Genomic DNA, 25,856 nt, shown 5'->3' with positions numbered 1-25,856 from the left:
CTTTGCGAAAATAGCCATGAAAAATGAAAAGGTGTGAGCATATGAGGAAATTTGTTGTTTTTTTCATCGTCCTGTTCGCTTTTTCAATAAATACCCCTATCACAGCGAGCGCACAAGAGCCGATAAAGGGAATTTATGTGAAAGCCGAAAACACGCAAGGTCCAAAGTTTGAAAAATTAATGAATCTGATCAACCAAACAGAATTGAATGCGATGGTTATTGATATAAAGGATGACCACGGCAATCTCACCTTTCAGCCCTCTAAAAATTCACCCTATTATACGGCCAGTCGTCCTTATATTAAGAACTCATCTGCATTAATGTCGACACTTAAGAAAAATAAAGTATACCCGATCGCCCGGATAGTCGTTTTTAAGGACAATGTTTTGGCGAACGCTAACCCCGATTGGTCGTTTAAAACTACAGAAGGGATTTGGAAAAATTCACGGGGTGATTCGTTTACAAACCCTTTTGTCAAAAAGGTTTGGGACTATAATATCGGTATGGCGATTGAAGCTGCCAAAGTGGGTTTTAAAGAGATACAGTTTGACTATGTTAGATTTCCGGAAAAATTTTCGACGTTTGAGGGTTCGTTAACCTACATTGGTAAAAGAGAAGGAAGCAGCCGTGTCAACGCCGTAACTGGATTTGTTAAATATGCGAAGGAAAAATTGAAGCCTTATGGGGTCAAGATGTCAGTCGATACGTTTGGAAATGCGACCGTTATACCGGAAGCACCGGGAATTGGCCAAAATTTCTCCAAAATCGCTAAGAATGTAGATGTCATTTCTGCGATGATATATCCCAGCCATTGGAGCGGCATTTTCGGAATTACCAAGCCTGATTTAGAGCCATATCGTCTTGTTTCCGAATATGCAAAAGTTGAAAAAACCCGATTAAATAAATTGACCTCCCCTCCTGCTTCAAGACCGTGGCTTCAGGATTTCACCGCTGCCTGGCTTGGAAAAGGAAATTATAAAGTGTACGGAAAACAGGAAATTGAGGATCAAATTCGCGCCCTTCATTCACAGGGCGTCAATGAATATTTATTATGGAACGCGGCGAACAACTATACACCAAATGTGGATTACACCCCGTATTAATGAAAAACAATAGGACAAATACCCATTGGTGTGGGATTTGTCCCTTTTCTTTTTAGGTAGTTGAAATGAATAGTTTAGCATCAAGTAAGGATTCTTTAATTAACATGCTCCGGATCTCATCAGGAACTTTAACCTTACTTCTTAATTTTCGATCGATGGTTGTAAGGACTGACTCTGCTGAAACGACAAGTTCTTGTTCATCCCTGATTATTTTTTGTGTCAACGTAAAGCTGGTATTCCCTACGCGTTCTAGCGTCGTTGTGATAAATAGCTTGTCGCCTTGGAATACTTCCTTTTTATAATCAACGCCAATATGTACCGCTACTGCTTCGACACCAAGCAGGATACAAAAATGATACCATTCCTTCCTTGCCTGATCCAAGTATTCATAGAGTTTCACATTATTTACATGACCCTTTTTAGATTCGGCAATGAGTTCTAATTCGGTGTAAGTCAATGGGATAGCTCCTTTCATTTAAGTTAGATCTTATGTAAATATTCTTATTTATACTGTATAACAATCTATTAACATATGAAAGAAAGAATCCATTTTTCTAAATAAGAAAAAAACTGATCTTGTAAATAGATCAGCTTAAAGCGGTCTTTTCTCAATCTTTTTTACTCTTGAAAACATAATCCCCACAACAACACCGAAAATAATGGAAATAAACTTTATTAAACCTGTGGAAAGGGAAAGAAAATTTAGGGTCATTCTGTTGCTTTCATTAACCACTCTTAAAAGAATACCCTCCATCAGCGGCTCGTATAGGATTAAACATGGAATAAGCACTAAGGGAACAGCCAGCCGATTTCGATTAATCATTTTTTTGGTTAAAAATATAAAAATTATCGCAAATAGGATAGCGAAGCCATAAACAAACCAGTTCATATACTGAAGAGCACGGCCTGGCTGATTAAAAAAAGTTAAAATAAAGAGATAGACAATCCATAAAAATGAAACCAACAAAGCTAAAACTTGTGTTCTAATTAAAAATTTCATACTAAACTCTGCCTCAATTTCCTCTAATTTCATACACTTACCATAACCAAAAACAGTGCAATTAACAACACTCACCAGAACTATTTTTCAATAATAATTTAAATATTTCAAAAAAATATAAAAGATTTTTTTCATGTTATAATTCGTGTGAATCTAGAAAAGACAAATGTTTACAGGAGGCGGATATATGGGGAATGAGGCACATTTAAAGAAAAATATTGGTTACGCTGTTGCAACATCTTTGGTGGTTGGTACAGTAATTGGTTCTGGAATCTTTATGAAACCTGGAATCGTCATTTCTTCAACCGGTAACTCTACGCTTGCTCTATGGGCTTGGATTATTGGCGGCATCATAACTTTGGCAAGCGGCTTGACCATTGCAGAGGTTAGTGTGAAAATCCCCAAAACAGGCGGCTTGTATGCGTATATTGAAGAGGTATATGGGAAGTTTTGGGGGTTCTTATGCGGCTGGGTTCAAACTCTTATTTACGGCCCTGCGATCATGGGCGCACTTGGTCTCTATTTTGGTACACTTGTGGCGAACCTGTTTGGTTTCTCTGCGTCAAGTAATACCATCATTGGAATCATAACCATACTCTTTCTAGGCTTTATGAATTTATTAGGCACGCAATATGGTGGATTCATTCAAAACATCTCTACGATCGGAAAATTAATTCCTATTATTTTGATTGCCGTTTTCGGCCTTTTCCAGGGCGATGTTCAAATCATGAATATGGACAGCGGGGTAACACAATCATTAAGCATGGGAGCAGCAGTATTAGCAACACTATGGGCATATGATGGCTTTATGAACGTAGGATATATGGCCGGCGAAATGAAAAATCCCAGCAAAACACTACCTCAAGCTATTATTACAGGGATATTAATTGTTATTGCCGCCTACTTGACAGTGAACCTTGCCATGCTGCATGTCCTGCCTGCGAGTAAAATTGTAGAATTAGGTCCGAATGCAGCAAGTTCCGCAGCTGCTATTCTATTTGGAAAAATGGGCGGAAACCTAATATCCGTCGGCATTCTCGTTTCTATTTTCGGCTGCTTAAATGGGAAAGTTCTTACATTCCCGCGGATTCCCTATGCGATGGCAAAGGATGGATTCCTGCCTGCAGCTAAAACCATTTCTTCCATTCATCCAAAATATAAAACACCGGTGGGGGCGACCTTGCTTCAAATGGCCATCTCTATCATTATGATGCTGGCGGCAGATCCTGACCGTCTATCTGATATAGCGATTTTTACAGTATTCACCTTCTATGCACTATCCTTTGTGGCAGTCTTCTTACTAAGAAAAAAGGCAAATTCCAACAACCAAAATCTTTATAAAGTACCTTTATATCCAATTACACCAATCGTAGCCATCCTTGGTGCCTTATATATAATTGGCAGCACCGTCATAAACAAACCTTTAGACGCATTCCTATCGATCCTTGTAACCATAATCGGAATTCCAATCTACACAATATTAAAATCAAAACAACAAAAGCAACAACCACTATCCAAAGTAAGCTAACACGCAATCAATAAGCTCGTCCACCCCAGGCGGACAAAAACACAAAAATGTCTTTCTATGGTGCCTGACACCACAGAAAGACATTTTTTACTTATTTCTTATATTTAGCTTATGTCCTCAACTTTGAGGATCATTTCTTTTTCGATGTGGCTGGCTCGTATTCCAAATTTAGGTGTCATAGGAGGCAGGGTTTCTCCGAGCAGGATTTTTATTGCCTGGTATGGGAGATTGATTCCTGAAAGGCAGCTAATATGCATTCCGCCGCTCATTCTTGGATTAATCTCAAGCAGCTTCGGTACCCCGTTTCCATATTTCATTTGGATATTGAAAACATAGGGCAATTTATATTCCTCGTGAAAATCACGAGCAAGATTCATCAATTCAAGGCTTTCCACCAGCTCCCTTACCCGGCCATCCCCCTTCATCCTTGGAATTGCCGCATACAGCTCGTCTTGAGACGCCAAGCAATCAATACTATATTCTCTACCATCCAAATATTCCATCACCATTAAATCAGGAAAAGATTCCTGCTGACTAAAAATTTCACAGGCATATTTGTACGGCATCCGAAATCGAATCCCATGCTGAAAAAGCTGCTGAATGGAATCAACCTCTTCCTTAATCACACGAAAACCGTTTGCCCCTTCACCAGTGACTGGTTTAAAACAAACTTCATGTCCTTTTTCTTTCAAAGACTCATATGCCATTTTAAATCCAGCAATATTATTCACAACATAATAATCGGGTATTAAAAAGCTGGGAACCCGCTGAGCAATGGATTGATAGGTGGCTGCTTTATTGTCCACAGTCTCCATTAAATCAGCATCAGGGCAAACCAACACTTTGACACCTATAGCCTCAAACTCCGCCAAACGTTTCGAAATGAGCACATTTTCTTTTCGGGGAATAAAAATATCAATCCCATGCCACTGACAAAAATCAAGACAAAAAGCAATATATTCATCCCCTGACACTTCTGGCTCAATAAATGCGTAATCACAATTTTGCAGATATAGTGCATCCTTATTAGGATGTGTACCATAAATAAGAAATTTCCGACCCTCATTGTTCGCACGAATCAAATCCATGTAATGCGAAACCGTCGTAAACCATCGATTAAACCAAATCTTCATATGAAACCTCTTTCATGTTGTAATTTAGGACTTTTCCATTATGTTCCAACAAAACAAATTTTATAACATGAAAATTATTTTAATAAAAGAAAAACGCTCCTGCGTAACCAGAAACGTTTAAACAACTTTTAACATTCAAGATCATTAAAATAAAGCTAATAGTTCAAATCCCGTATAAATTTTGGCAATATTATTACGATTTACCTTCGATTGAATATTCTTTTCACGAATTTTCCAATTTCTTGAATTGCGTTTCTCGCTTCCGGCAAAAAATCGCCACTCATTTGCCAAACATGCCACATCCCATCCCATACTTTGAACGATACATCGACTCCAGCCTTTCTTGCATTGGCGGCGAGCAGCTCCGCATCACTTTGCAAAATTTCATGATTACCCGCTTGGATAAGCAATGGCGGCAGTCCTGTTAAATCAGCGAAAACAGGTGAAATCAAAGGGTGGTCTAGGGATTCCCCGCCAGCATATTCGCGGGCCACTTTCCATACACCCTCTACATTCAAATAGGGGTCCAAATTTCTGTTTGTTTCATAGCTTTCACCACTGCTTGTTAAATCTACCCATGGTGAAAGGCAAACAATCCCAGCAGGGAGCGGTTCATTCTGATCCCTTAAAACTAAAGCGGCAGCAAGACTTAAGCCCCCGCCAGCAGAATCCCCTGCAACAATAATATTGGAAGCTTGATATCCCTCTTCAAGCAGCCACCGATAAACACGGACGGCATCTTCAATAGCCGCGGGAAAGGGATGCTCTGGTGCCAGCCGATACTCTGGGATCAAAACCTTCGCTCCAGCAGCCTTCCCAATTCCAGCCGCAAGCGTACGATGGGTTTGAACGGAGCAGTATTCATACCCGCCGCCATGTAAATACAGAATCACCTTATCATTAAGAGAATCTGGAAAGGAAATCCACTCAGCATACATTCCTTCTATCTGAATGGATTCAACAATACTGTTTTTAGGCATCCTTAACCTTTTTGAAGCTGCATCAAGTTTTTGGCGTCTTTCTTCAATCCCCACTTCCAGCATCCGTTTTCCCATAACTCTTTTAACAGAAAGTTTAATTACTTTTTCTAAAAAATAACTTTTGAAACTTGTCATGATTCCTTACCCCTCTATAAGCCAACGATTTATATATTTACATTATACTAGAAAAATCATTATTGCATATTATTTCCAATATTAATTTTTCAAAGATTCCGTAAATTTTTTTTGACCCTTCTTCCATTTCTACCTTCCTGTAGTACAATTGAATTAACTGGTACAACCTTATCCGGAGGTTTTTCATGAATCGTCTTACTGACCATTTAATTATTATATCCTTTGATTGTCTCTCAGCTTTAGATTATCCCATCATTAAAGACCTGCCCCATTTTAAGACCATTCTAAACAACGGGGCCTACGTCCAGCATGTTCAATCCATCTACCCATCTGTCACATATCCCTGTCATGCCACAATCGTGACTGGCAACTACCCAATCCGCCATGGAGTCATAAATAATACCCTGCTCCAGCCTGCAAGGCTTTCCCCGGACTGGAATTGGTTTCGTGATTCCATTCGAGGCACAACCCTCTATGATGAAGTCAAAAAAGCAGACATGACTACTGCAGCGCTGCTATGGCCTGTTACAGCCAAAGCCAATATTGATTTTAATATGCCGGAGATTTTCGCCAACCGCCCATGGCAAAATCAAATTCTTGTTTCTTTAATGAGTGGAACCCCTCGGTTTCAATGGGAATTAAATAAACGCTTCGGACATATACGCAACGGTTTGAATCAGCCTGAGTTGGACGACTTTGTGCTCGAATCAGCAGTAGATACCATAAAAACAAAGAAGCCGAATTTAATGATGATTCACTTTACTGATTTAGATTCCCAGCGCCATTATCACGGTTTTGCCGGCGCTGAAGCGATCGCAGCGATTCACCGCCATCATAATCGGCTTGGAAGAATCCTCGATGCACTAAAGGAAAGTGGAATCGAAGAAAACTCAACCATAGTTGTATTAGGTGATCATAGTGCCTTGGATGAAAATATAGCGCTTCATCTAAATGTTCTTTTGAAAAAGCAAAACCTCATCACCACCAATCCAAAAGGCAAAATAATTAATTGGAAGGCCTACTGTAAAAGTTGTGATGGCTCCGCATATATTTATCTTAAGGACCAGGAAGATCTAACTACAATCCGCGACCTCCAGACACTGCTGGATTCCCTGCTTCAAGATCCTGACTCCGGAATTGAAAAAGTTTTCACAGGTAAACAGGCTGCGGAAAAAGGGGCAGACGGAAATTGTGCATTTATGTTAGAGGCAAGGAAGGGATATTACTTTCTAGAAGACTATGAAGGAGAATATCTCAAATCAATTACACAAGAAGAAGTAACTCTCGATAAAAAATACACCCTGGCCACTCACGGGTATTCACCAGAGAAAGAGAATTATGGAACGATTCTAATGGCAGCAGGAAAAGGGATTCGGCACATCACCCTGCCTGAAATCCGACTTATTGATGAAGGCCCAACCTTCGCAAGATTACTCGGTGTCAGCTTAGGCGATACAGATGGAAGCGTGGTTGAAGAATTACTAGATTTATAAAAAAATAAAGGGGGATACGAGATGAGCCGGATGACAAAGCAAGAAAAAAGCTGGGTTTTATTTGATTGGGCCAATTCTGCCTATTCCATTATAATCACCACTGCCGTTTTTCCGTTATATTTTAAGGCAGCTGCCAATGAGGCAGGACTTGCGGCGGCAACCTCCACAGCCTACTGGGGCTATGCCAATTCGTTTGCGACCTTGCTAATTTCCATTTGTGCACCTGTTTTGGGCAGCATCGCCGATTTCAAAGGATTCAAGAAACGATTTTTCACCTTCTTTTTTGCTTTAGGCATTATTTTTACCTTTTTACTGGCAGTAGTCCCAAGCAACCAATGGCTAATCCTTCTAATCTGTTATATGGTCACGGTGATTGGCTTTGGCGGCACCAATATTTTCTATGATGCTTTTCTAGTTGATGTGACGACCGAAGAACGAATGAATCAGGTATCATCAAAAGGCTATGCGATGGGCTATATCGGCAGCACGATTCCCTTTATTATTGGGATAGCCCTTATCATTCTTGCGCAGCAAGAAATCCTACCTCTTTCCGTTTCAGTTGCAAGCCAAATCTCATTTGCAATCACAGCGTTGTGGTGGGGCTTATTCACCATCCCGATGCTAAGGAATGTAAATCAGGTGTATTATAAGGAACGTGTGCCAAACCCGATTGTGAATGGATTCAAACAATTTTTTGGGACGTTTTCCAAAATTAAACTATATCGCCCGCTATTTCTATTTTTACTTGCTTATTTCTTTTATATTGATGGGGTTAACACAATTATTACCATGTCAACCACATATGGAGCAGATTTAGGTATCGATTCACAAAGTCTATTAATCATTTTATTTGCAACACAAGTCGTGGCGGCGCCATTTGCTGTTTTATATGGGAAACTAGCCGATAAATTTAATGCCAAGACCATGCTGCTCGTCGGTATATTTGTGTATATCGTCATTTGTACGTATGCTTATTTCCTAAAAACAACGTTAGATTTTTGGATTCTTGCGATGCTTGTTGCTTCTTCACAAGGAGGAATTCAGGCATTAAGCCGCTCCTACTTTGCCAAGCTTGTTCCAAAGGATCATGCAAACGAATTTTTCGGCTTCTATAGTATTTTTTATAAATTCGCAGCTATTCTAGGACCTTCACTAATGGGATTTACAGCGTATGTAACAGGAAATACAAACAGCGGAGTATTCAGCTTAGTCGTCTTATTCATCATTGGCGGTCTGATCCTCCTCAGAGTACCAGAAACAACCAACATCTCAAAATCAAATTCTATTTCTCAATAAAAACCTGTCTATGACCTCGTCCACGGCGAGGTCTATTTTTTTAATAAACAAGGGGCTTGTCACCATAATTTCAAATAATTTTCTATATAATGTTACAAACCGATTTTCTTTTTGATTCGTTTATTTTTGTAAAGAGATCAGGGAAATGATGAGGGGGATTGCCTTTTTTATGCAAAATAAGAGTGATGTCGAGTTGATGCAATTAATTAAAGAAAAACATCGCCCTGCTTTAGAAGAATTATATGATCGCTATATAAAACTTGTATACTCGTTCAGTTTAAAAGCGACGAAGGATCCTGATAAAGCCAAAGTGATTGTCCAAGCTGTCTTTATGCGGATATGGACGTCAGATTCGGGGTACAACCCTGAAAAAGGCCAGTTTGTGAATTGGCTTCTCACCATTACACGAAATATCACGATTGACCATCATCGGAAAGATAAAAAGGATGCTGCGTTTGTCTCGATTGGGCAGGAACAATTGGAGCAAATCCCTGGATATCCTGCCAATAATCCCGCTGAGATTGTATCAAGAAAGCTCCTGAGAGAACAAATACAAAAAGCCTATCAATATCTATCAAACAGCCAAATTGAACTGATTCAATGGCTATACTGGGAAGGCTATACGCTCCGCGAAATAGCGGATATGAAACAAGAACCAATCGGCACCATTAAAAGCAGGCTGCATCAAACTCTTAAAATCTTAAGAAATCGTATGGTTACGGAGATGGGGGAATGAAAAAATGACGATTAATCATAGCTGTTCATTGTCCATTGAATTAGTCTCTTACTTGCTTGGCGAAGCAACAGAAGAAGAAATGATTCTATTTGAAGAACACCTTTTAAATTGTTCAGATTGTCGCAATGAAGTCCAAGAAATGCGGGAGGCGTGGAATTTGATCCCTTTTAAATTGGATGATGTTGAAGTACCTTCTGAATTAAAGTCAGAAGTCATGAATGCCATTTTTCAAGATGACAGTTCTAATAATACTACCACCCCTGTGGAAAATAGACCTCGTCCAGATTCTAAACCAATAGGACGTATTCGGCAAACCGTATTTGGAGCTGCTGCTGCAGTCCTTTTATTAACCTTTGGCGGTGTTTTGTGGAATAATTTTCAACTTAGGGAAGAGCTGGCGAATGTAAAAGAAAAAACACAGCTCCCTGCTGAGGTCGTAAAAGTTTATTCATTAAAATCTGCGGATCCCGCTTCAAGCTCCGCACAAGGAAATGCCTGGATCTATCAGCAGGGTGATACAAGACAGCTGGTGTTTAAGGTTCAAGGACTGGCCTCCACTCAAGGTTCAGAAGCCTATCAGGTTTGGTTAATCCATGATGGAAAACGAACCAGCTGTGGTACATTTCAAGTGGATCGGGATGGAAATGGCTTCCTTTCCTATCCCTTACATGGTGATGACTTAGCGTTTGATGCGATCGGAGTTTCACTCGAACCAGATGCCAATGGAACCCAGCCCCGTGGAAAAAAGGTATTAGGTACTTAGAAGAAATAAAGCCCCTGATTCTCGGAAATGAGAATCAGGGGCTTTTTGCTTAAGTATTTTGGTATTCCGTTATTTTTTGATGCTGTTTGTTGGGGATGTTATCACCCAGCCAACAGGCGCGCCGCCAATCCCATGTGTTAATGTTCTACCGTCAATTACGGCAGGCACCTGGTTCGGAGCAATGGTCCCGTCTGTTGTCACGTTATTGTAAATACTCCACTGATTAACATCTTTATCTTTAAAGCTGAACATAAGTGGTTTATTAAACTTACCAATAATCTCATTTGTCTTTGAATCTAATACTCTAAAAGCAAAATTCATAATCACCGTTTGACCGGAAGGAGCATTTGCTTGGAAGTTATCATTATCTCCTTCAAGCACCTGAAATTTTACACCATTATTAAATGCTCCAGATGGAATATCAATTTTAATTCCGCTATGACTAATTTTCGCCGCTTCTCCTGCTTCAATTTTCTTTTCAGCCACTACCTTTGGAAAACCTAATTGCGTAAAATCAGGTACTCCCGCAGCAAAGGCCACCGCACCAAACAAAAGCATAGAAATTAATGATAATACTGTTACTAGGGTGAAACGATTTTTCATAAACAGACATCTCCTTCGTATATCGTATTGGGCTTTCGTTATAAGTTAACGAAATGTTCGCCTATACGGTTCGAAGAAAATAAAAAAAATCCCTGCAGGAAGTTCTCGGTAGAAGAATATTCATGCAGGGGAATATTAAAAATATTAATTATTTACGTACAAATGATACATTCTCTTTTATTCCCCCAGAGCTGGAGACTATTTTAAGTGTACCTCCCTGATTGAGTGCAGGACCCGTACCTCTAAACCTGAAAACACCTAACGTATCTACATCTGCCTTTCCTAATTCACGTTCTCTGGGATTGCCATTCGCATCAGTATCTACCAGATAGATGGTCACCGATACACCTGGACCAAATATATCGGAATTGCCATCCACCCTCCATGTCGATATCCTTGTACGGAATTCTGCAGTAACATTGGAAATATTATCCGGTACTGTGGAAATGCTAACTGCTTTGGTGGACTCGACTATCTTTCCATTAGCACCTTTTACTTGTAATTTGAATGTGTATTTAACATTTTTCTTTGGAAACATAAACGTTGGCTTAACTGGATTTGTCATATCCAGTGTTACTTTTGGATTAATATCTGTCTGTATCCAAGTGTAATCGATGGCATTTTTTGATTTACTGCCGTCCAAGGTGACTAATGTACCTTGAACAACTTTTTGATCTGATCCAACATCTGGGATTGGGTCTGGAATCGCCACATTCTCTACCGTCACTTTTACCGTGCTGGTGGATGTGACTCCATTAGGATTTGTCAGCAACAGTTGAAATTCCAACACACCCATTCCAGTTGCAGCGGTAAACGTCGGAGTTAACGTATCGGCACCTGTTAAGGTAACTGGTTTAGCTCCAGGTGATAATTGTGTCCATTTTATTGTAGTAGTTCCAGGTACAACACCAATCGATTGCGTGCCATCAAGTGTAACTAAATTACCTACCCTGACCGTCAATGGAGCACCAGCATTTGCTACAAGCGGACCAAATGGATCCCCGTCAATATCAACCGGAATGACAACCTCCCCGCCAATAGACGACTTTATCGTAATGGAAGGCGGGACATAATTAGTTGGTATATTCACACCACTCTCGGGAATAACTCCAGGGAAACCTTCAACTGTAAGCTCTGTCTTATTCACTTTATCACTCGATAACGCTTTAACAAAAAGGGATTTATTCCCTATATTATAAGTTGCAGACCCAGTTATTTTATCCACAGGATTAATATCCTTTTTGACAGTAACAGGTTTGTCGGTTTTATTCGTTACTGTTATTAATGGCGGGGTATCCCCTGTAAAAGGAATTCGTGCAAAATATTTGCCATTCGCCCCCCTCATCCTGATAGGGAGATCTCCTGGTTTATTTGTGGTAACATCAATGTCGTATGCTTTATCCTCTTCAGTTGAAGCAAAAACATCGACTGTGCCTCCATCTAATGCTTTACCATCCTGATCAACATTACGGCTATACGTTGCCCTTACAACATCTACACCTGCTTTAGTCGCTAATTTCCCCATCAGACTGAACTGGTCTGTTTCGGCACAGTTGTCGCCACAAGAACCTTTTCCAATTCCGACACCTTCTACTTTGAAAAAGTTCTGATTATTGTAGCCGCCGGTAATTGCATGATCCCTGTTGGGATCTCCGACATAGCCTGGCGGTGCATCCTTATCCCATTTTAAAAATCGTCCGATACGACTGTTCATGGCCGCAGTAAAGCCGCCAGTGGTACCAATGTCTTCTACAAATCTTATTTCCCCATTTGTAGGATCTTTTTTATCGGCTGCAGTAGCTACCAATTTATCAACGCCATATGGATGGGTGATGGTGTATGTGTTTCCTGTCACTAGTCCATCAATTCGAAAACGAACTCTTCCGAAAACAATCTGGTCGCCATCTTGCGGGATTCCATTAGCCCAAGAGGCTTCAAGAGCAAAGGTACCAACTGCTCTTCCTCCATTCGGAAGATCGATTACTGAACTTGCTAACTGGTAAAAGCCTTCTTCTGGAAAATTATTATTTTTGAGAGAAATGGGCTCATCTGGTCTAGGAATCTCCTCAGGTATTAATGCGCAATAAGGGTCGTTTACATCAAGACAAAGCTGCAGCCTGGTGTCAGCGCTGTCCTTGTACCATACAGGAAATCCATTATCCTCATCAATTGGCCCGTATGATTTCAATTTAAAATCTGGCTTTTGAATTGTTTCGGCTTTAGCCCAAAAAATACCTCCGCTAAGCACAACTAGCACTGTTAATATCATAATAAATAATCGGTTTAAAGGATTTCTTTTCCGCTCTATTTTTTTTCTAGAATGAATATTTTTTCTAGGTTCCAACCTTAACCGCCCACCTTTACAAATGGAAATATGTTTCGAAAAATTACTTCAAAATGGGTAATTTAACTAACCTTATCTCTTACTTCAACTGGTTTACTGAAACCTGGATATTCTTTTCCTATCTTATTAATCTCGATTCTTACATTTTGAAACAAAGGTTCTATGAAACTCAAATCCTCATTTTTTATCTCCAGATATTCGTTAGGCTGCAAAGTTTTATAGCTAAACATGTGACCAGTTTTATTGTGCTCTTCCTTTTTACTCCATAACGTTTTTACTCTTGATGGACTAGTGATTATTTCCTTACTATATAACGATTCATTACCATAACGATCGACCGCGGTAACGGCATAATAATAATTTTTTGGCGGCAGCGGATCTGTTTCAGTAAATGAATTCGTGTTGATAATCTCCCTATTTACCTTCTTAAATTCCTTTTCAAGAATCGCTTTCCGATAGATGTTGTAACCGACAATATCCTTGCTTACTAAGCTATCCCAAACGATGGTTTTGGATTGTTTCCCTTCTCTAACATTTAGAGGTGGACTAGGCTGTCGGTCAGGAAGCGGGAGCAATTGGCTTTTCGGCTTGTCATGAATGCGGATAATTCCCCATAAGCCACCTTCCAAATATCGTCTCAGCTTCATCTCGCGATAGAGATAATCACCTGCCGGATTTAGGAAACCTTCTTTTTGAATCGGAATAATATCGAGCGATTCTCCGGTAGTCAGCGATCCCTGACTCGAAACAAGCTTGGAATTAGAATCCGTCCACTGATAATGCCAGCGATTGCTATGAAGGGTAAAGACACTTCCTCTCGAGCGGTCTGCTGTCTGCATTACTCTTAAACGTATTGGGTCCCCTACATAGCCTTCTGGAATCGGAGTTGAAGGATCACCATGAATAACCGAGCTGAACACGAGTGACTTATCTGGGTTGCTAGCCAGACGATGTTTAAACGGCTCAGAGCTATAATTAATCCCTTTTTCACCACGGTCTTCCATATCAGCATGTTCACCCGTTTTTGGATCCACTTCACCAGGGGTTGGCGCACTGCCATCCTTTCCAATTGTAAAAAGTCCATCTGAAAACATAAGCGCCTGTTCCCTGAAATCAGGTTTATCAGGGACAACGATATCAGCACGAGCGCCGGATAATAAGGTTTTCCCGGTCATCGGATCTCTGTACTGAGAACCCTTCGGTTCTATGATGAGCGACCCATAGGCGCCGTGCAATCGATGACTGCGAATGTCCCCATAATCATAAAGGATTGTGCCCCCGTACTCTTTGTCTGCATACCAATTATAGGTAATGACTTCTCCTGGACCGATGGTTTGATCATAGTTATAGCCTATAGTTGCACCATCCGATCCCTGTACATCGTATTGGACCATTTGCGGGTGAAGGGAAATACGGTTAGAATTTTTCCAATATACTTGCCCTGCCATTAGCAGGTCTGGGTCATTCTTATTTACTGGCGGTTTAAACGGCAAGTTGTTTTTCAACGTCACTTGAATGCATTCACCTTCATTAGCCCGGATAACAAGGGGCTCGGCACTTTTTTGACCTTTTAGAATGGAGGAAACATCCTGGGTTAAAGCAAACATGATTCCAAATGGATCATGGTCCCCCGCTTTGTTATACTGAATATCCTTCATAAAAGCAGTCACATCAAATTTTTTCACTGGTGCCGAAGGCGGGCATGGATTACCGGTACTCTTCGGTTTTATCGGATTACGATTGGTTTTTTTCATTTGTTTCATTTTTTCCGGGTCCGTTTTCGTTTTCAAAGCTGGTCGGTCCGGCAGGCTCTTCAAACCGGCATTTTGCTCGCCCCAAACCCTAACAAATCCCCATAATCCGCTCCATAAATCTTCGATTGGCTGGGATGACCATAGATAATCCCTTTGTTTGACACCGACCGGATTTGGCTGTATTTCCATGGAAAACTGCTCTGACATTCCAATGGATTGGGTCGATGTTATCTCTGAATCCTTGTTTCCCGATTCTTTTTTCCAGCTTAATCCATGGATATTAAAGTTATGCTGTGTTTCATGGGCGCCTTGTATTAACCGGATTTTAATCGGATCGCCAGGGTAGGCTTCAATAATAGGTGTTTGCGGGTCACCATGAACCCAGGAACTGAATACATAGGCTGGATCCGCATTATTTCTTCTAAAGAATGGTTCATTCGAGTAATTGACTGCGGCATATCCATGGGCTTTATATACTTGGGATGGATCTGACTCCAACGGAAGTAAATTTCCATTTTTATCCCACATCCGGGCAAAATCGTGATATAGGAGAACCTGCTCACGAAAATCCTCTTTATCAGGCGGGACAATCATCGCTTCCGTTCCCGATTGAATTTCCCGTCCTGTCTTAGGATTCAGCCATTTTGAGCCTTTTGGTTCTACTATTAATGTCCCGAACGTCCCATGAAAGCCTTTTTCGCCAGCTGACATATGGTCATGGAAGAAAATATTCCCCTCTTCATCGGCATACCAGCGATAACGAATTTTTTCACCTGGAAGAACACCTTGATTATAGTTCCAGCCGACCGCTGTTCCATCTGATCCAAGCGGATCAAAGCCGACAAAATGGATATGGATTGAAAGCCTGTTAGGGTCTTTAGCCTTATACAAATGGTTTTCCAATGTCACTTCGACGCAATCCCCTTCATTGGCGCGAATGACAAGAGGGCGGGGCCTTAAGGTTCCGTTTAAGATCTTGGCCTCATCTTCTGCTAGGACATACATCCTGCCTTCCTTGTCATGATCTCCTGCGTTATTGTAGACAATGTCCGTTTCAATCCCTACAATGTTATATTTTCGAACGGGAGCATTCATTGGACAGCGGTCAAAATTGGGAGCACCTGGAACCAATGCCCCTAATGCGGCTTTTTCACCCTCTGTTGGCGGGCGCAGCTCAGGATCCGGCGGCTTAGGAGCTTGTTTCCCTAATTCTCCCGGAATGTATTTCGGAAATCCTGGGTTCGCTTCGGTAGGACTTTCTGGGGCCTTTCTGTCCTTAAGCGGCAATAAATCCGGTTGTAATTTATCAAAAACCCTTAACAATCCCCACATTCCTTGTAAATAATGAGGAAACAAATGACAATGCCATAAATAATCACCTGGTGCCCCTTTACCATCCTGAATATATCCGGCATTATTGGTCAAATCGAGTGTTTCGGCACTCCCGATATTCAGAGTTTCGGAGTCCACCGTATTGGTCTTTTTCGTTTCACTTTTCCAGCGGTGTCCATGAAGATGGAACACATGATTTTCATCTTGATTGGCCCCAATTATTCTAAATTTAATCGGATCCCCAATATAGGCAGGGGTAATCGGGGTTGCAGGATCTCCATATACCCATGAGGAATAAAACATCGTAGCGTCTTTTCCATCTTTGGTTAATGCGTTTTGCATTCGTTCATCTAATGGCTCAGCCCGGTAATTAACCGCATAAAGCTCTTTTTCGATGCCGTTCACTTCCTGCCCGTCTCCATCTGGAGGCTCTGGAAGAGGGTTTTCCTCTTGCGGTTTAGGTGGAGCAGGTTTAGTACCGCCGGCAATTGCGTCAATACCATCATGGAAAAATAAAGCATATTCTCGAAAATCTGGTTGATTAGGGAGTTCAATATTGGCGTATAGTCCACTCTTGATCTCTTTCCCCGTTTGCAGGTCCGTCCACTTGGCTCCTTCTGGTTCTACAATTAAAGCGCCGAACAAGCCATCTCCCATAGTTCCTTTACCATGGGCAGGATCGGTAAAATAAGTAAAGTCTGCACCATTGGAAAAAAGGAACGTACCTTCTTCATCGGCATTCCAACGGTAGTGAATTTCTGTGTTTGGAGCGGCGGTGGAATCGGGATTAAATCCGACGGCCGTTCCGTCCGATCCCTTAACATCATAGCCCACTCCTTGAATATGAATCGAGGACTTCTCTTTTAACTTATTGGTAAAAGTAACCTCAATACAATCACCCTTATTCGCCCGAATGGTAAGTGGCTGCACTTCTTTGACCGGTTTGCCGGGATTCCTGGCAATCGAGCTTTGTATTTCATCAGCCTCTTCTTTTAAGGCATAAATCTTGGCATCAGGATCATGGTCTCCAAATTTGTTGTATACCATATCTATATTGAGAGCAACTATTTCGAAATAACGAACGCGTGAGGCTGGTTCGCATTTATTTTGTAAATTTTTTGTCAGTTCAGTTAAGGTCGGGGCTCCCCCCTGCGCTGAGTTAGTTCGCAAAATGGGATAGTTTTGTTTGTTTGGTTGTGATGGATCATGGTGGTTGGATGAAGAGACTTGAGCACTTGAAAGACTTTGATTGGATGCGGCCACAATCTTTGGTGCCTGGCTCGTCTTTTCAAGGGCTAGCATCTGTGGTGGCTGAGATGATTTTATAATATAACCTACAGAAATTGCAGAAATGGTCAATAAAATAATTAAGCTAAATAAAAGTAGAAACAGCGACTTTTTATTCAAAATTGACCACTTCACCTTCTATTAAAATGATAAAAATTTCCCAATAGCAGGTCAAAAATTAATAGCATAAATAAATGATTAAAACACTACAAAAATTTATATGATTAGGACTTATCTAATATTACTTTTATCATCCTTCCGGCTATATTGTTATTGTTACAGAGAACATTAGTCCTAAATATATTGTGAGAATAAAACTAATAGCAAAAACAACGGTAAAGACGACACTCGTTTTTTTAAAGCTTTAAAGGATGAGGGATAAAAATAATCCCTCCTTCGGCGGGGGTGGAAGCTGTTAGCTGCGTATGCGCACTCGCAATAGATGGGATCAACAAAAAGGCTGTAAAAAATAATACCATTAATTTTCTCATAAAATACACCCCCTTCTTTGTTCCTAGGAATTTAGAAAGATTATCTATTTAAATTCTCACAATCTATTACAAATCCTCCATAAATCAGAAAATTATGATAAGTAAATTTATTCAAAATAAAAGAAAACTAGTACAAATGTCCTTAAAAAAGCCCCCCTATCGCCTGGGAGGCTGTCTGCCAACGATTACTTAACTGTAATCGGAATCCTGCCATTTATAAGAAACGCATCGCTCAAATGATGTCTATATTCTACTTGAGCAAATGTATTCATTGGTTTTTCAGTCCTGAATAAAACATCACAGCGCTGTGCCGTACTCATCTCAAACGGTGTACCGGCCTTAAGCGTGTATGGATGATTATATTTACCAAACGGAGGAACACCAAAGGAACGTCCATCACAGGCAATCACGACGACATCCACCGGGAACGTAATATTGATTTTCACATATGCGGCACATAGCATCCGAACTAGGACTGTCTGGTTGATTTTTGCATTGATGGAAATCTGCATTCCCTCAACTCCGCTATTATAGGCGGCAGGTACGGTCACACCAGAGCGCATAGTCGCAGTCCCCCCTACACGGCCAGGGAAATATTCGCCGGTAACTACAAAATAATCTGGATTGTAATCATTAAAGGCAAAGAAATTGTACTTTCCAGAGCCATTAAAGTGAAATTCATCATTGATACCAGGTTCATCCCCATGCTCAGGGAAGGTCTGGTGTGCATCCTGTGCCTGTTCACGCCAGACGGAATCTATATCGTCAATAACCCATAATGCCTCGACATCATATGGAACCGTCATCGCATGTGGATCACCGCTTTCAAGACTGCCCCCAACAAATCCAGGGAATTTCGGGAAATTTGTAAGATTTGCGGCTGTCCGACGTGGATAACCCCCTACATTTTTTCCATCCTTTGGGTCATACGCATCAGGCGGCTCAATGATAAGAAAACCATATAAGCCATACTCAAAATGCTGAAGAGTGTTCCTATGACAATGGTAAAAATAACTGCCTATATGATTCGGCTGCCATTGATAGGCGTAGTCTCCTATTTCCATTGAACAGTGCCCTACCCCATCATTTATAGCTGTTGGCTCAATCCCATGCCAGTGAACGGTATGAGGAGGCTGCCCATGTCCTTTAACCTGTCCATGATAAATAACACCACGGGGGACACGGATCGTTGGACCTGGAAAGATTCCATCCGCTGCTTCCGGGACATCAGGATTGGCAATTAGAAAGAATTCCAGTTTCTTGCCGTCCCACGTTTTTAATTCCGTGCCATGCATCAAGTCAACCCTTTGCGTGTTCGGAATCTGCATCGTGGCACCCGGAATATTTGCTGCAACAAAGGCAGGGACAGGATTTGTCGGCGCTAAGAGCTCCGGCGTGGGCGGACTGGCCTTAGGCGGATTAAATGATTTTACCCAGCTGGCTTCATGGCCTTTAACTGACCTGCGTGGGATTTGATAACCTGGTTTTGATGATGACATAGCATTTCTCCTTCGCCCATTCATAAATATTTTTCAAGACTATGAATCTATTTCTTAGTTTCCGTGTGATTGGTGTTCATTCTTTACGGGATCAGTGTTAATCGGGTTATTGATTATCTGCGTTCGTGCATTAGTGTTTGTGGTATTGGATGTCATGGTATGAGATCCATCCATTCCCATTTCTGGTCCTGCAGCAGTTCCTGTTTCGACCGGACCATGATAGGTTGGAGCATTCGGAAAAGTCGTTACTCCTCCAGGTGTATTCCGATCTCCAATAAAATGAAGTCCACTCATCATTCCCAGGCCGTAGTTTCCGCCCTGCGAAGATTGGCTTGCTTCCGAGTGGTCATGCATGGGATAACAAATTGGTGATAGTTGAACAGCGAGATCATAATCACCGACCTTTTCACCAATGTCTGGCAAGTGTATGTTTAATTCCTCTGTAGGCGGCCAGACAGGGTGAGGGGTCGAACCGACAATCCTTGGATTCGGGATGGACATTAACGGTTTATCAGGAAGCCCGATTCCACGCTCATTCGGAACATCAGGCGGACGAATAAACGGAACGGCCCATTCATATATCTCCAGCGGATCAACCGTTAAAGTGTCCATCCAAATGGGATTCTCTTGAACAACGCCATTTACCCCAATTCGGTAGACGTGGTTTGCATGAATGTGTAAAGAATGCATGGACAGCCCTGCGTTTAAAATCCTGACTACAACTGGCTCTCCAACCCTATGGTTCGGGGTAATATAAGGATTATGGGCCGCAAACCAGCCTGAATGTCCATTAATTGTGAAGAATTCAGGTTTTTTGTTTAATCCATCCGGCCTGTATCGGTCAAATTGAAAAGCTTTCATGAACTGGGCAGCCGGATAATCTTTTCCAGGTGTATATTTCCCTACCTCTTCAAACAAACGGGAGCTCGCCTCATGAAGCACCCAAACATATTGTCTAAATGCGGGGGTATGGGTGGCATCATCCCCTGCCTCCCATGCTATTCCAGGAAAATGTTCAGTTGAACCAAAATCATCGAATAACTGTTGGACAGACGGAGTTGGATTAGAATATGGGGTGAAACGGTGCCCGCTCACAGCCTTACTTGGCATGACTACTAATGCCCCGTGAAGTCCCATCACCCGGTTTACAGGTGCGTTTAAATTATCATAATATAAATAAGTACCCGCTGTTTGCGGCGTAAATTCGATTGTTTTTGTTTCTCCTGGACGTATAGGTCCACTATCAACCAATCCGCTTATGTAAAACGCATGAGGTTCATCGAGGGAATTGGTTAGTGTAACTTTTACGGTATTGCCAGCCGTTGTAAAAATATGAGGACCTGGAACCTCTGCTGGGAAAGTTTTCTCTTTATAAAACCAAAAATAACATTGTGCCTTATTTATTGAATTGTGCGTAACCATATCCTTTACGGCATCCGTTATAGTAAAATTAAGTTCCTGAACTAGTTTTGTAGTGGTGGCAAGCAACGGGTTTTTGGAGATCCATGAAGGCATGACGCTCCCTACAATTAATGATGCAATGCCGCCTCCCGCATACTTTACAAAATCTCTTCTCTTCATGTTTTCCTCCTTTAAGCACATAAAAGATCAGATTTTTTCTTTTTCCTCATGGTGGACTAGGGGCCGTCATCAGTAAGGTCAAACCTCCCTATTAAAAAATGCTCCAAAAGGACTATTTTATCTCCTGGAGTGCACACTCTCTTTTCTATTGTTGGATTTTTTTCTATTTGACGGTACTTTATAACTATTCAGCGCTACTTGGGAAAATTACTAATTTAATTCCGAAAGTTTTATAGGTCGATTTTACTATTATCAAAAAAATAGAATGACCCCTGGCTTTATTTCCGGAGTCATTTATTTTACTTTATAATAGGTATCTGAATAGCCTTCTTTCGAATTTGGAGATTGTTCGACCAGGAATAGGAGTTGGGATTGGTTTAGTGGATAAGCATAGGCCTGATAGGTTTCACTTAAAAAGTTATATCTAGTTTTCTTTATGGCAAAATCAAGATGGTATTTTTCTTCTAAATATTTTTCCATATTCATCTCTTGTTGTTGTTTCTCCCATGGTGTTCCATAAAATTGTGAGTATACATAAAAGCTAAATCCGAGTAATAGCAAGGATACCAACCATAAAATTATTTTTGTGGCCTTAATACACCTCACCTCACAATTATCTGAATATTTAAAATATAATATTCGACGTTTTTTTGAATTATTCCTTCCCTCTTCGCATTAGGACAGACAGAAAAATTCAAAAAAACACGAACCCTCCGGTTCGTGTTGTTGTGATCTTTATTTAACATCGTATCCTTGATCATCAATGGTTTCTTTAATGGTGTTTAAGGATACGACATTAGCGTCAAATTCTACATCAACTTGTCCCTTGTCAAGTTTAACTGCCACTTTTTTAACTCCTTGAAGAGCTCCGACGCTGCCCTCTACGGCTTTCACACAATGACCACAAGACATTCCGCTTACATTTAACGTTACATTTTCCATTTTGATTCCTCCATTATTTTTTCATTAATTTTTGGATTGTTGTCAAGACCTCATCCAAAACCTCATAATCCCCATCTTGGATTCGCTCTACGACACAGCTTTTCATATGTCCTTCAAGTAATAATTTGGCAACACTATTAAGTGCTGATTGGGTGGCGGAAATTTGGTTGATTACGTCATCGCAGTAGGTATCTTTCTCGATAAGTCCCTTAATACCGCGAATTTGGCCTTCAATCCGGTTTAACCTTGTAATCAGATTGTTCTTCACTTTATCTGAATGGTGGCTTTTCCGATGGCTCCCTTCAGGTTCACAGCAGGATTCTTCTTCTTTGCCAAGATCTAAAGACATCAAGACCGCCTCCTTTTTTGTTATTATATCATACCCCGGTACCGTATTTCGAAGATCGTGTGACATTATTTGTTCGAATTTATTATATTATTTTCTTTTCAACTCATACCAATATTAGAGTTTAACTCTTTGTAGTCTCAGTGCGTTTAAGACTACGGAAACGGAGCTGAAGGCCATTGCTGCACCGGCCAGCCATGGTGCGAGAAATCCGATTGCGGCGATTGGTATTCCAAGTGTGTTATAACCAAAGGCCCAGAAAAGATTTTGCTTGATATTGCTGATGGTTTGCTTACTCATATAGATGGCATCGGCAATGCTAGTTAAATCGCCCCTCATTAAGGTTATATCGGCAGCTTCCATTGCGACATCTGTTCCAGTTCCAATGGCCATTCCGATATTAGCAACAGCCAATGCAGGCGCGTCATTGATTCCGTCGCCAACCATAGCAACAAGTTTTCCTTCCTGCTGCAGCCTTTTGACTTCAGCCGCCTTTCCTTCTGGCAACACTTCGGCAATTACAGAGTCGACACCCACTTCATTCGCAATCGCATTGGCTGTGCGAATGTTATCACCTGTCATCATGATTACTTCTAAGCCCATAGACTTTAATTTCTTTATTGCTTCTTTTGAAGACTCCTTAACAGTGTCGGCTACCGCTACAATTCCAGCAAATACGCCATTAATCGCAGCCAGCATGGCTGTTTTTCCCGTTTCCTCTAGTTCGAGCATCTTTTCGGAAGATTGGAAAGGTATTCCGAATTGATTGAGTAAATTACGGGTTCCGATTACTACTTCCATACCTGCGACTATCGCCTTTATTCCGTATCCCGGAATCGCTTCGAACTCAGTTGGGTCAACCAACTCAATTCCCTTTTCTTTAATCCCTTTTACGATTGCTTCTGCAAGAGGATGTTCAGACTGCTTTTCAGCCGAACCAACCAAGTGCATAAATGTTTCATGATCAAATGGTCCTTCCACAAAGACATCTGTTAATTCTGGTTTTCCATTTGTTACCGTTCCTGTTTTATCAAGGACGATTGTGGTGATCTTATGTGTCATTTCTAAGTGCTCGCCGCCTTTAAATAAAACGCCGGCTTCTGCCGCACGGCCGGATCCAGCCATTATCGAAGTTGGTGTCGCAAGTCCCAGCGCACATGGACAGGCAATGACAAGCACTGCAATCATTTTTTCTAAGCTTTCCGCAAAGTTTCCTGGGCTGACCCAAATAAACCAAATGAGGAATGTTAAAACCGCAATTCCAATGACAATTGGTACGAAAATTCCTGAAATTTGATCGGCCAACCTTTGAATTGGAGCTTTCGACCCCTGGGCTTCTTCCACCACTTTTATTATTTGTGCTAAGGCCGTATCCCGGCCAACCTTCGTCGCTCTGATTTTAATAAATCCGTTTTTGTTTATGGTGGCGCCAATCACTTGGTCTCCGATTGTTTTATCAACTGGAACACTCTCACCTGTCAGCATGGATTCATCAAGGGTCGAACGGCCTTCGATAATCTCGCCATCCACGGGGACCTTTTCACCTGGTTTTACAAAAATGATATCGCCAACTATAACTTCTTCGATGGCTATGGCTTGCTCCTGGCCATTTCTAAACACTGTTGCAGTCTTTGCCTGGAGACCCATTAGCTTTTTAATGGCTTCAGAGGAGCGGCCCTTTGCCCTGGCTTCGAACAATTTACCTAAAATAATCAGCGTGATGAGAATAGCACTGGTTTCAAAATAGAGCTCTAAAGAATGCTGCCCCTTTCCAATTGAGAGGATAGATACATACAAACTATAGAAATAAGCGGCTGATGTTCCAAGTGCAACGAGGACATCCATATTGGCACTTCCATTTCTAAGTGCTTTATAAGCGCCCAGATAGAATTGCTTTCCAACAATAAACTGTACAGGAGTAGCCAGGGCTAATTGCACCCAAGGATTCATTAACATTTCCGGCAGATAGATAAACGAGGTAAATTCAAAATGACTAACCATCGCCCAAAGTAGCGGAAAGGATAAGATTAGTGAAAAAATAAATTTGCCTTTTTGTTTTTCGATTTCATGTTGGCGAGTGTTAGTGCTGTTATCTTCCGTTACTACGCCATATCCGAGATCATTTATTTTTTTAATAAAATTATCAACACTTGTTGCTGCAGAATCATATTTGATTGCCGCTTTTTCAAGCGCCAGGTTTACATTTGCTTCTTGAACCCCATCTAGTTTGTTTAACCCTTTTTCAATTCGGTTCGCACACGCCGCACAGGTCATACCTGTTATCGGTAATTGAATTTCTTTTAAATCAGAACTCATTTTTCTTTCCTCCAATCTATTTGGAATTTCTTTATTATTTATCTTATATTTATATACTATACCCCCCTACCCTATTTGGTCAATAAAAAATAAAATATTTTTCCGGATTTTTTTCAATACGTACTGATAAATTTGTTGTTGATTTGCGCTCCAGGCGCTTCGCTTTCCGCGGGCGTGCAAGGAAGCCTCCTCGTCGCTTCGCTCCAATCAACAAGTGTAAAAAAATCAAAAGTGCCTTAGACACAACATTTAAATAAAAAAAGAGCTAACAGATAGCCCTTTACCTCTTCATAACCCCCACAATTATCGCCCCAATAATGGCCCCTATTGTGGCAGAGCCAAGAATCATAAAATAGATAATGTCTCCCAATGCTGACATCTCTTGACCTGGAAAGATCCAAGCTTTTATCCCTATAATGAATGTCCCTATTAGGAATAGAAGGGCAGGAATCCATTTCGCCCATTTGGACTTAAATTTCAACAAAAGGAATGGTAACAGGAGTCCAAAAAGAAAAATTATAAAAAAGAACATAGGCGTTCTTCCTTTCAGATGTTGACTTATTTCTTACTATATTAGACGCTCTTATGATTTGACTGTTTCATTATTCAAGACTGTCCCAATGCCCATTTTTAACAATACATGCTCTTAAAGGAAGGATTTGGTTCAATCTTTAAGCATGCACGAGGTAATTTATTGAGGTTCCATCTCAATCCACTATACCCCGCCACACCCCTTTATATCGACTTTGTGCATTCAAAATCTGAATGCTAAGATTAAAACTGTGCACGACAAATAATCGCTCAAAGCGAAATTAACCGGAGGGATTCGTTATTCATTATTTAAAGCTGAATTACACAAATGAAATGGAAAAAGCGATGATGAAAGCCCATGGAGTTTGTTACGAGGTTTATCAGAGGAACCATCGAGTCAGGATGAAGGTTGAAAAACGAAGTGAGCGAGAGCATCAAAAATACCAGCGAACACTTACAGAATTAGACCGGAAATTACACATAAATTATATAGGAAAAAGGGCAAACGGGATTACATTTTGATGGTCTTGGTAACCAAAGGATAACTTAAACATAAAGAAGGGTCACGTAGAAAACTTCTACGTGACCCAATTATTTTGGTCCCCAATACCCTTGTGTAGATTAATTGACTTCAAAAAACGTTCATGCAATACTTGAACTACA

At 40.9% G+C, this 25,856-nt stretch carries 22 protein-coding genes; 7 read left to right on the top strand and 15 right to left on the bottom strand.

The features are described 5' to 3' along the window. Positions 1 to 41 precede the first annotated feature (41 nt). Positions 42 to 1,103: a putative glycoside hydrolase gene (locus PH210_RS03875; RefSeq protein WP_289983196.1), complete on the top strand. Its 1,062-nt coding sequence runs from the start codon at positions 42 to 44 to the stop codon at positions 1,101 to 1,103. A 52-nt stretch (positions 1,104 to 1,155) separates the two neighbouring features. On the opposite strand, the gene PH210_RS03870 is transcribed toward PH210_RS03875, so the two are convergent. Both PH210_RS03870 and PH210_RS03865 read right to left on the bottom strand, forming a co-directional pair. Beyond that, positions 1,156 to 1,560, bottom strand: a complete 405-nt coding sequence (locus tag PH210_RS03870; protein WP_289983195.1) for an acyl-CoA thioesterase — start codon at positions 1,558 to 1,560, stop codon at positions 1,156 to 1,158. Positions 1,561 to 1,695: 135 nt separating this feature from the next. Further along, on the bottom strand, positions 1,696 to 2,103 hold the full coding sequence (locus tag PH210_RS03865) for a hypothetical protein (protein ID WP_289983194.1): 408 nt from the start codon (positions 2,101 to 2,103) through the stop codon (positions 1,696 to 1,698). A 187-nt stretch (positions 2,104 to 2,290) separates the two neighbouring features. On the opposite strand from PH210_RS03865, the gene PH210_RS03860 reads away from it, so the two are divergent. After that, positions 2,291 to 3,631, top strand: a complete 1,341-nt coding sequence (locus PH210_RS03860; RefSeq protein ID WP_289983193.1) for an APC family permease — start codon at positions 2,291 to 2,293, stop codon at positions 3,629 to 3,631. 104 nt (positions 3,632 to 3,735) lie between these two features. On the opposite strand, the gene PH210_RS03855 is transcribed toward PH210_RS03860, so the two are convergent. Together PH210_RS03855 and PH210_RS03850 are read right to left on the bottom strand one after the other, a co-directional pair. Continuing rightward, on the bottom strand, positions 3,736 to 4,764 hold the full coding sequence (locus PH210_RS03855; RefSeq protein WP_289983192.1) for an ATP-grasp domain-containing protein: 1,029 nt from the start codon (positions 4,762 to 4,764) through the stop codon (positions 3,736 to 3,738). Between the two features lie 200 nt (positions 4,765 to 4,964). Beyond that, positions 4,965 to 5,879, bottom strand: a complete 915-nt coding sequence (locus PH210_RS03850; protein WP_289983189.1) for an alpha/beta hydrolase — start codon at positions 5,877 to 5,879, stop codon at positions 4,965 to 4,967. Between the two features lie 185 nt (positions 5,880 to 6,064). Here PH210_RS03850 and PH210_RS03845 point away from each other — a divergent pair, with 185 nt between their 5' ends. From PH210_RS03845 to PH210_RS03830, 4 genes are all read left to right on the top strand, one after another. Continuing rightward, positions 6,065 to 7,372 (top strand): alkaline phosphatase family protein, encoded by a 1,308-nt coding sequence (locus PH210_RS03845; protein ID WP_289983187.1) that lies wholly within the window; start codon positions 6,065 to 6,067, stop codon positions 7,370 to 7,372. A gap of 21 nt (positions 7,373 to 7,393) precedes the next feature. Then, positions 7,394 to 8,668, top strand: coding sequence for an MFS transporter (locus PH210_RS03840; protein ID WP_289983185.1), 1,275 nt, complete (start codon positions 7,394 to 7,396; stop codon positions 8,666 to 8,668). A 169-nt stretch (positions 8,669 to 8,837) separates the two neighbouring features. Further along, complete coding sequence (locus PH210_RS03835) at positions 8,838 to 9,404, top strand: RNA polymerase sigma factor (RefSeq protein ID WP_289983184.1); 567 nt, start codon at positions 8,838 to 8,840, stop codon at positions 9,402 to 9,404. A gap of 4 nt (positions 9,405 to 9,408) precedes the next feature. Continuing rightward, positions 9,409 to 10,167, top strand: coding sequence for an anti-sigma factor (locus PH210_RS03830; RefSeq protein WP_289983182.1), 759 nt, complete (start codon positions 9,409 to 9,411; stop codon positions 10,165 to 10,167). A gap of 69 nt (positions 10,168 to 10,236) precedes the next feature. Here PH210_RS03830 and PH210_RS03825 read toward each other — a convergent pair whose 3' ends face one another. The 11 genes from PH210_RS03825 to PH210_RS03775 all read right to left on the bottom strand — a co-directional run bounded on the left by PH210_RS03825 (position 10,237) and on the right by PH210_RS03775 (position 25,194). Beyond that, positions 10,237 to 10,770, bottom strand: a complete 534-nt coding sequence (locus tag PH210_RS03825; RefSeq protein WP_289983180.1) for a hypothetical protein — start codon at positions 10,768 to 10,770, stop codon at positions 10,237 to 10,239. Positions 10,771 to 10,918: 148 nt separating this feature from the next. After that, the gene (locus PH210_RS03820) at positions 10,919 to 13,114 is read right to left on the bottom strand and encodes a PKD domain-containing protein (RefSeq protein WP_289983179.1); all 2,196 of its coding nucleotides are present in this window, start codon (positions 13,112 to 13,114) and stop codon (positions 10,919 to 10,921) included. Positions 13,115 to 13,176: 62 nt separating this feature from the next. After that, positions 13,177 to 17,607, bottom strand: coding sequence for a multicopper oxidase domain-containing protein (locus PH210_RS03815; RefSeq protein WP_289983178.1), 4,431 nt, complete (start codon positions 17,605 to 17,607; stop codon positions 13,177 to 13,179). Between the two features lie 236 nt (positions 17,608 to 17,843). Continuing rightward, complete coding sequence (locus PH210_RS03810) at positions 17,844 to 17,978, bottom strand: hypothetical protein (protein WP_289983177.1); 135 nt, start codon at positions 17,976 to 17,978, stop codon at positions 17,844 to 17,846. Positions 17,979 to 18,163: 185 nt separating this feature from the next. Then, positions 18,164 to 19,477 (bottom strand): multicopper oxidase domain-containing protein, encoded by a 1,314-nt coding sequence (locus tag PH210_RS03805; RefSeq protein WP_289983175.1) that lies wholly within the window; start codon positions 19,475 to 19,477, stop codon positions 18,164 to 18,166. A 54-nt stretch (positions 19,478 to 19,531) separates the two neighbouring features. After that, positions 19,532 to 21,058: a multicopper oxidase domain-containing protein gene (locus PH210_RS03800; protein WP_289983172.1), complete on the bottom strand. Its 1,527-nt coding sequence runs from the start codon at positions 21,056 to 21,058 to the stop codon at positions 19,532 to 19,534. 294 nt (positions 21,059 to 21,352) lie between these two features. Next, positions 21,353 to 21,664 (bottom strand): YfjL-like protein, encoded by a 312-nt coding sequence (locus PH210_RS29890; RefSeq protein WP_483312079.1) that lies wholly within the window; start codon positions 21,662 to 21,664, stop codon positions 21,353 to 21,355. Positions 21,665 to 21,793: 129 nt separating this feature from the next. After that, positions 21,794 to 22,000 (bottom strand): copper chaperone CopZ, encoded by a 207-nt coding sequence (gene copZ / locus PH210_RS03790; RefSeq protein WP_289983169.1) that lies wholly within the window; start codon positions 21,998 to 22,000, stop codon positions 21,794 to 21,796. A 13-nt stretch (positions 22,001 to 22,013) separates the two neighbouring features. Continuing rightward, the gene (locus tag PH210_RS03785; RefSeq protein ID WP_289983168.1) at positions 22,014 to 22,349 is read right to left on the bottom strand and encodes a metal-sensitive transcriptional regulator; all 336 of its coding nucleotides are present in this window, start codon (positions 22,347 to 22,349) and stop codon (positions 22,014 to 22,016) included. 114 nt (positions 22,350 to 22,463) lie between these two features. Next, entirely contained in the window at positions 22,464 to 24,662 is a 2,199-nt protein-coding gene (locus tag PH210_RS03780; RefSeq protein ID WP_289983166.1) for a heavy metal translocating P-type ATPase, read from the bottom strand. Positions 24,663 to 24,942: 280 nt separating this feature from the next. Next, positions 24,943 to 25,194 (bottom strand): hypothetical protein, encoded by a 252-nt coding sequence (locus tag PH210_RS03775; RefSeq protein ID WP_289983165.1) that lies wholly within the window; start codon positions 25,192 to 25,194, stop codon positions 24,943 to 24,945. Between the two features lie 332 nt (positions 25,195 to 25,526). Between PH210_RS03775 and PH210_RS29885 the strand changes: the two genes are divergently transcribed. After that, positions 25,527 to 25,715: a YuzK family famiily protein gene (locus PH210_RS29885; protein WP_483312078.1), complete on the top strand. Its 189-nt coding sequence runs from the start codon at positions 25,527 to 25,529 to the stop codon at positions 25,713 to 25,715. The last annotated feature ends 141 nt before the right edge of the window (positions 25,716 to 25,856 follow it).

Origin of the sequence: Paenibacillus sp. BSR1-1 (assembly GCF_030403775.1) — a bacterium.
GTDB lineage: Bacteria > Bacillota > Bacilli > Bacillales > Cytobacillaceae > Neobacillus.
The sequence above is the reverse complement of the archived record's forward strand: the minus strand, read 5'-3'. Positions and strand labels throughout refer to the sequence as shown.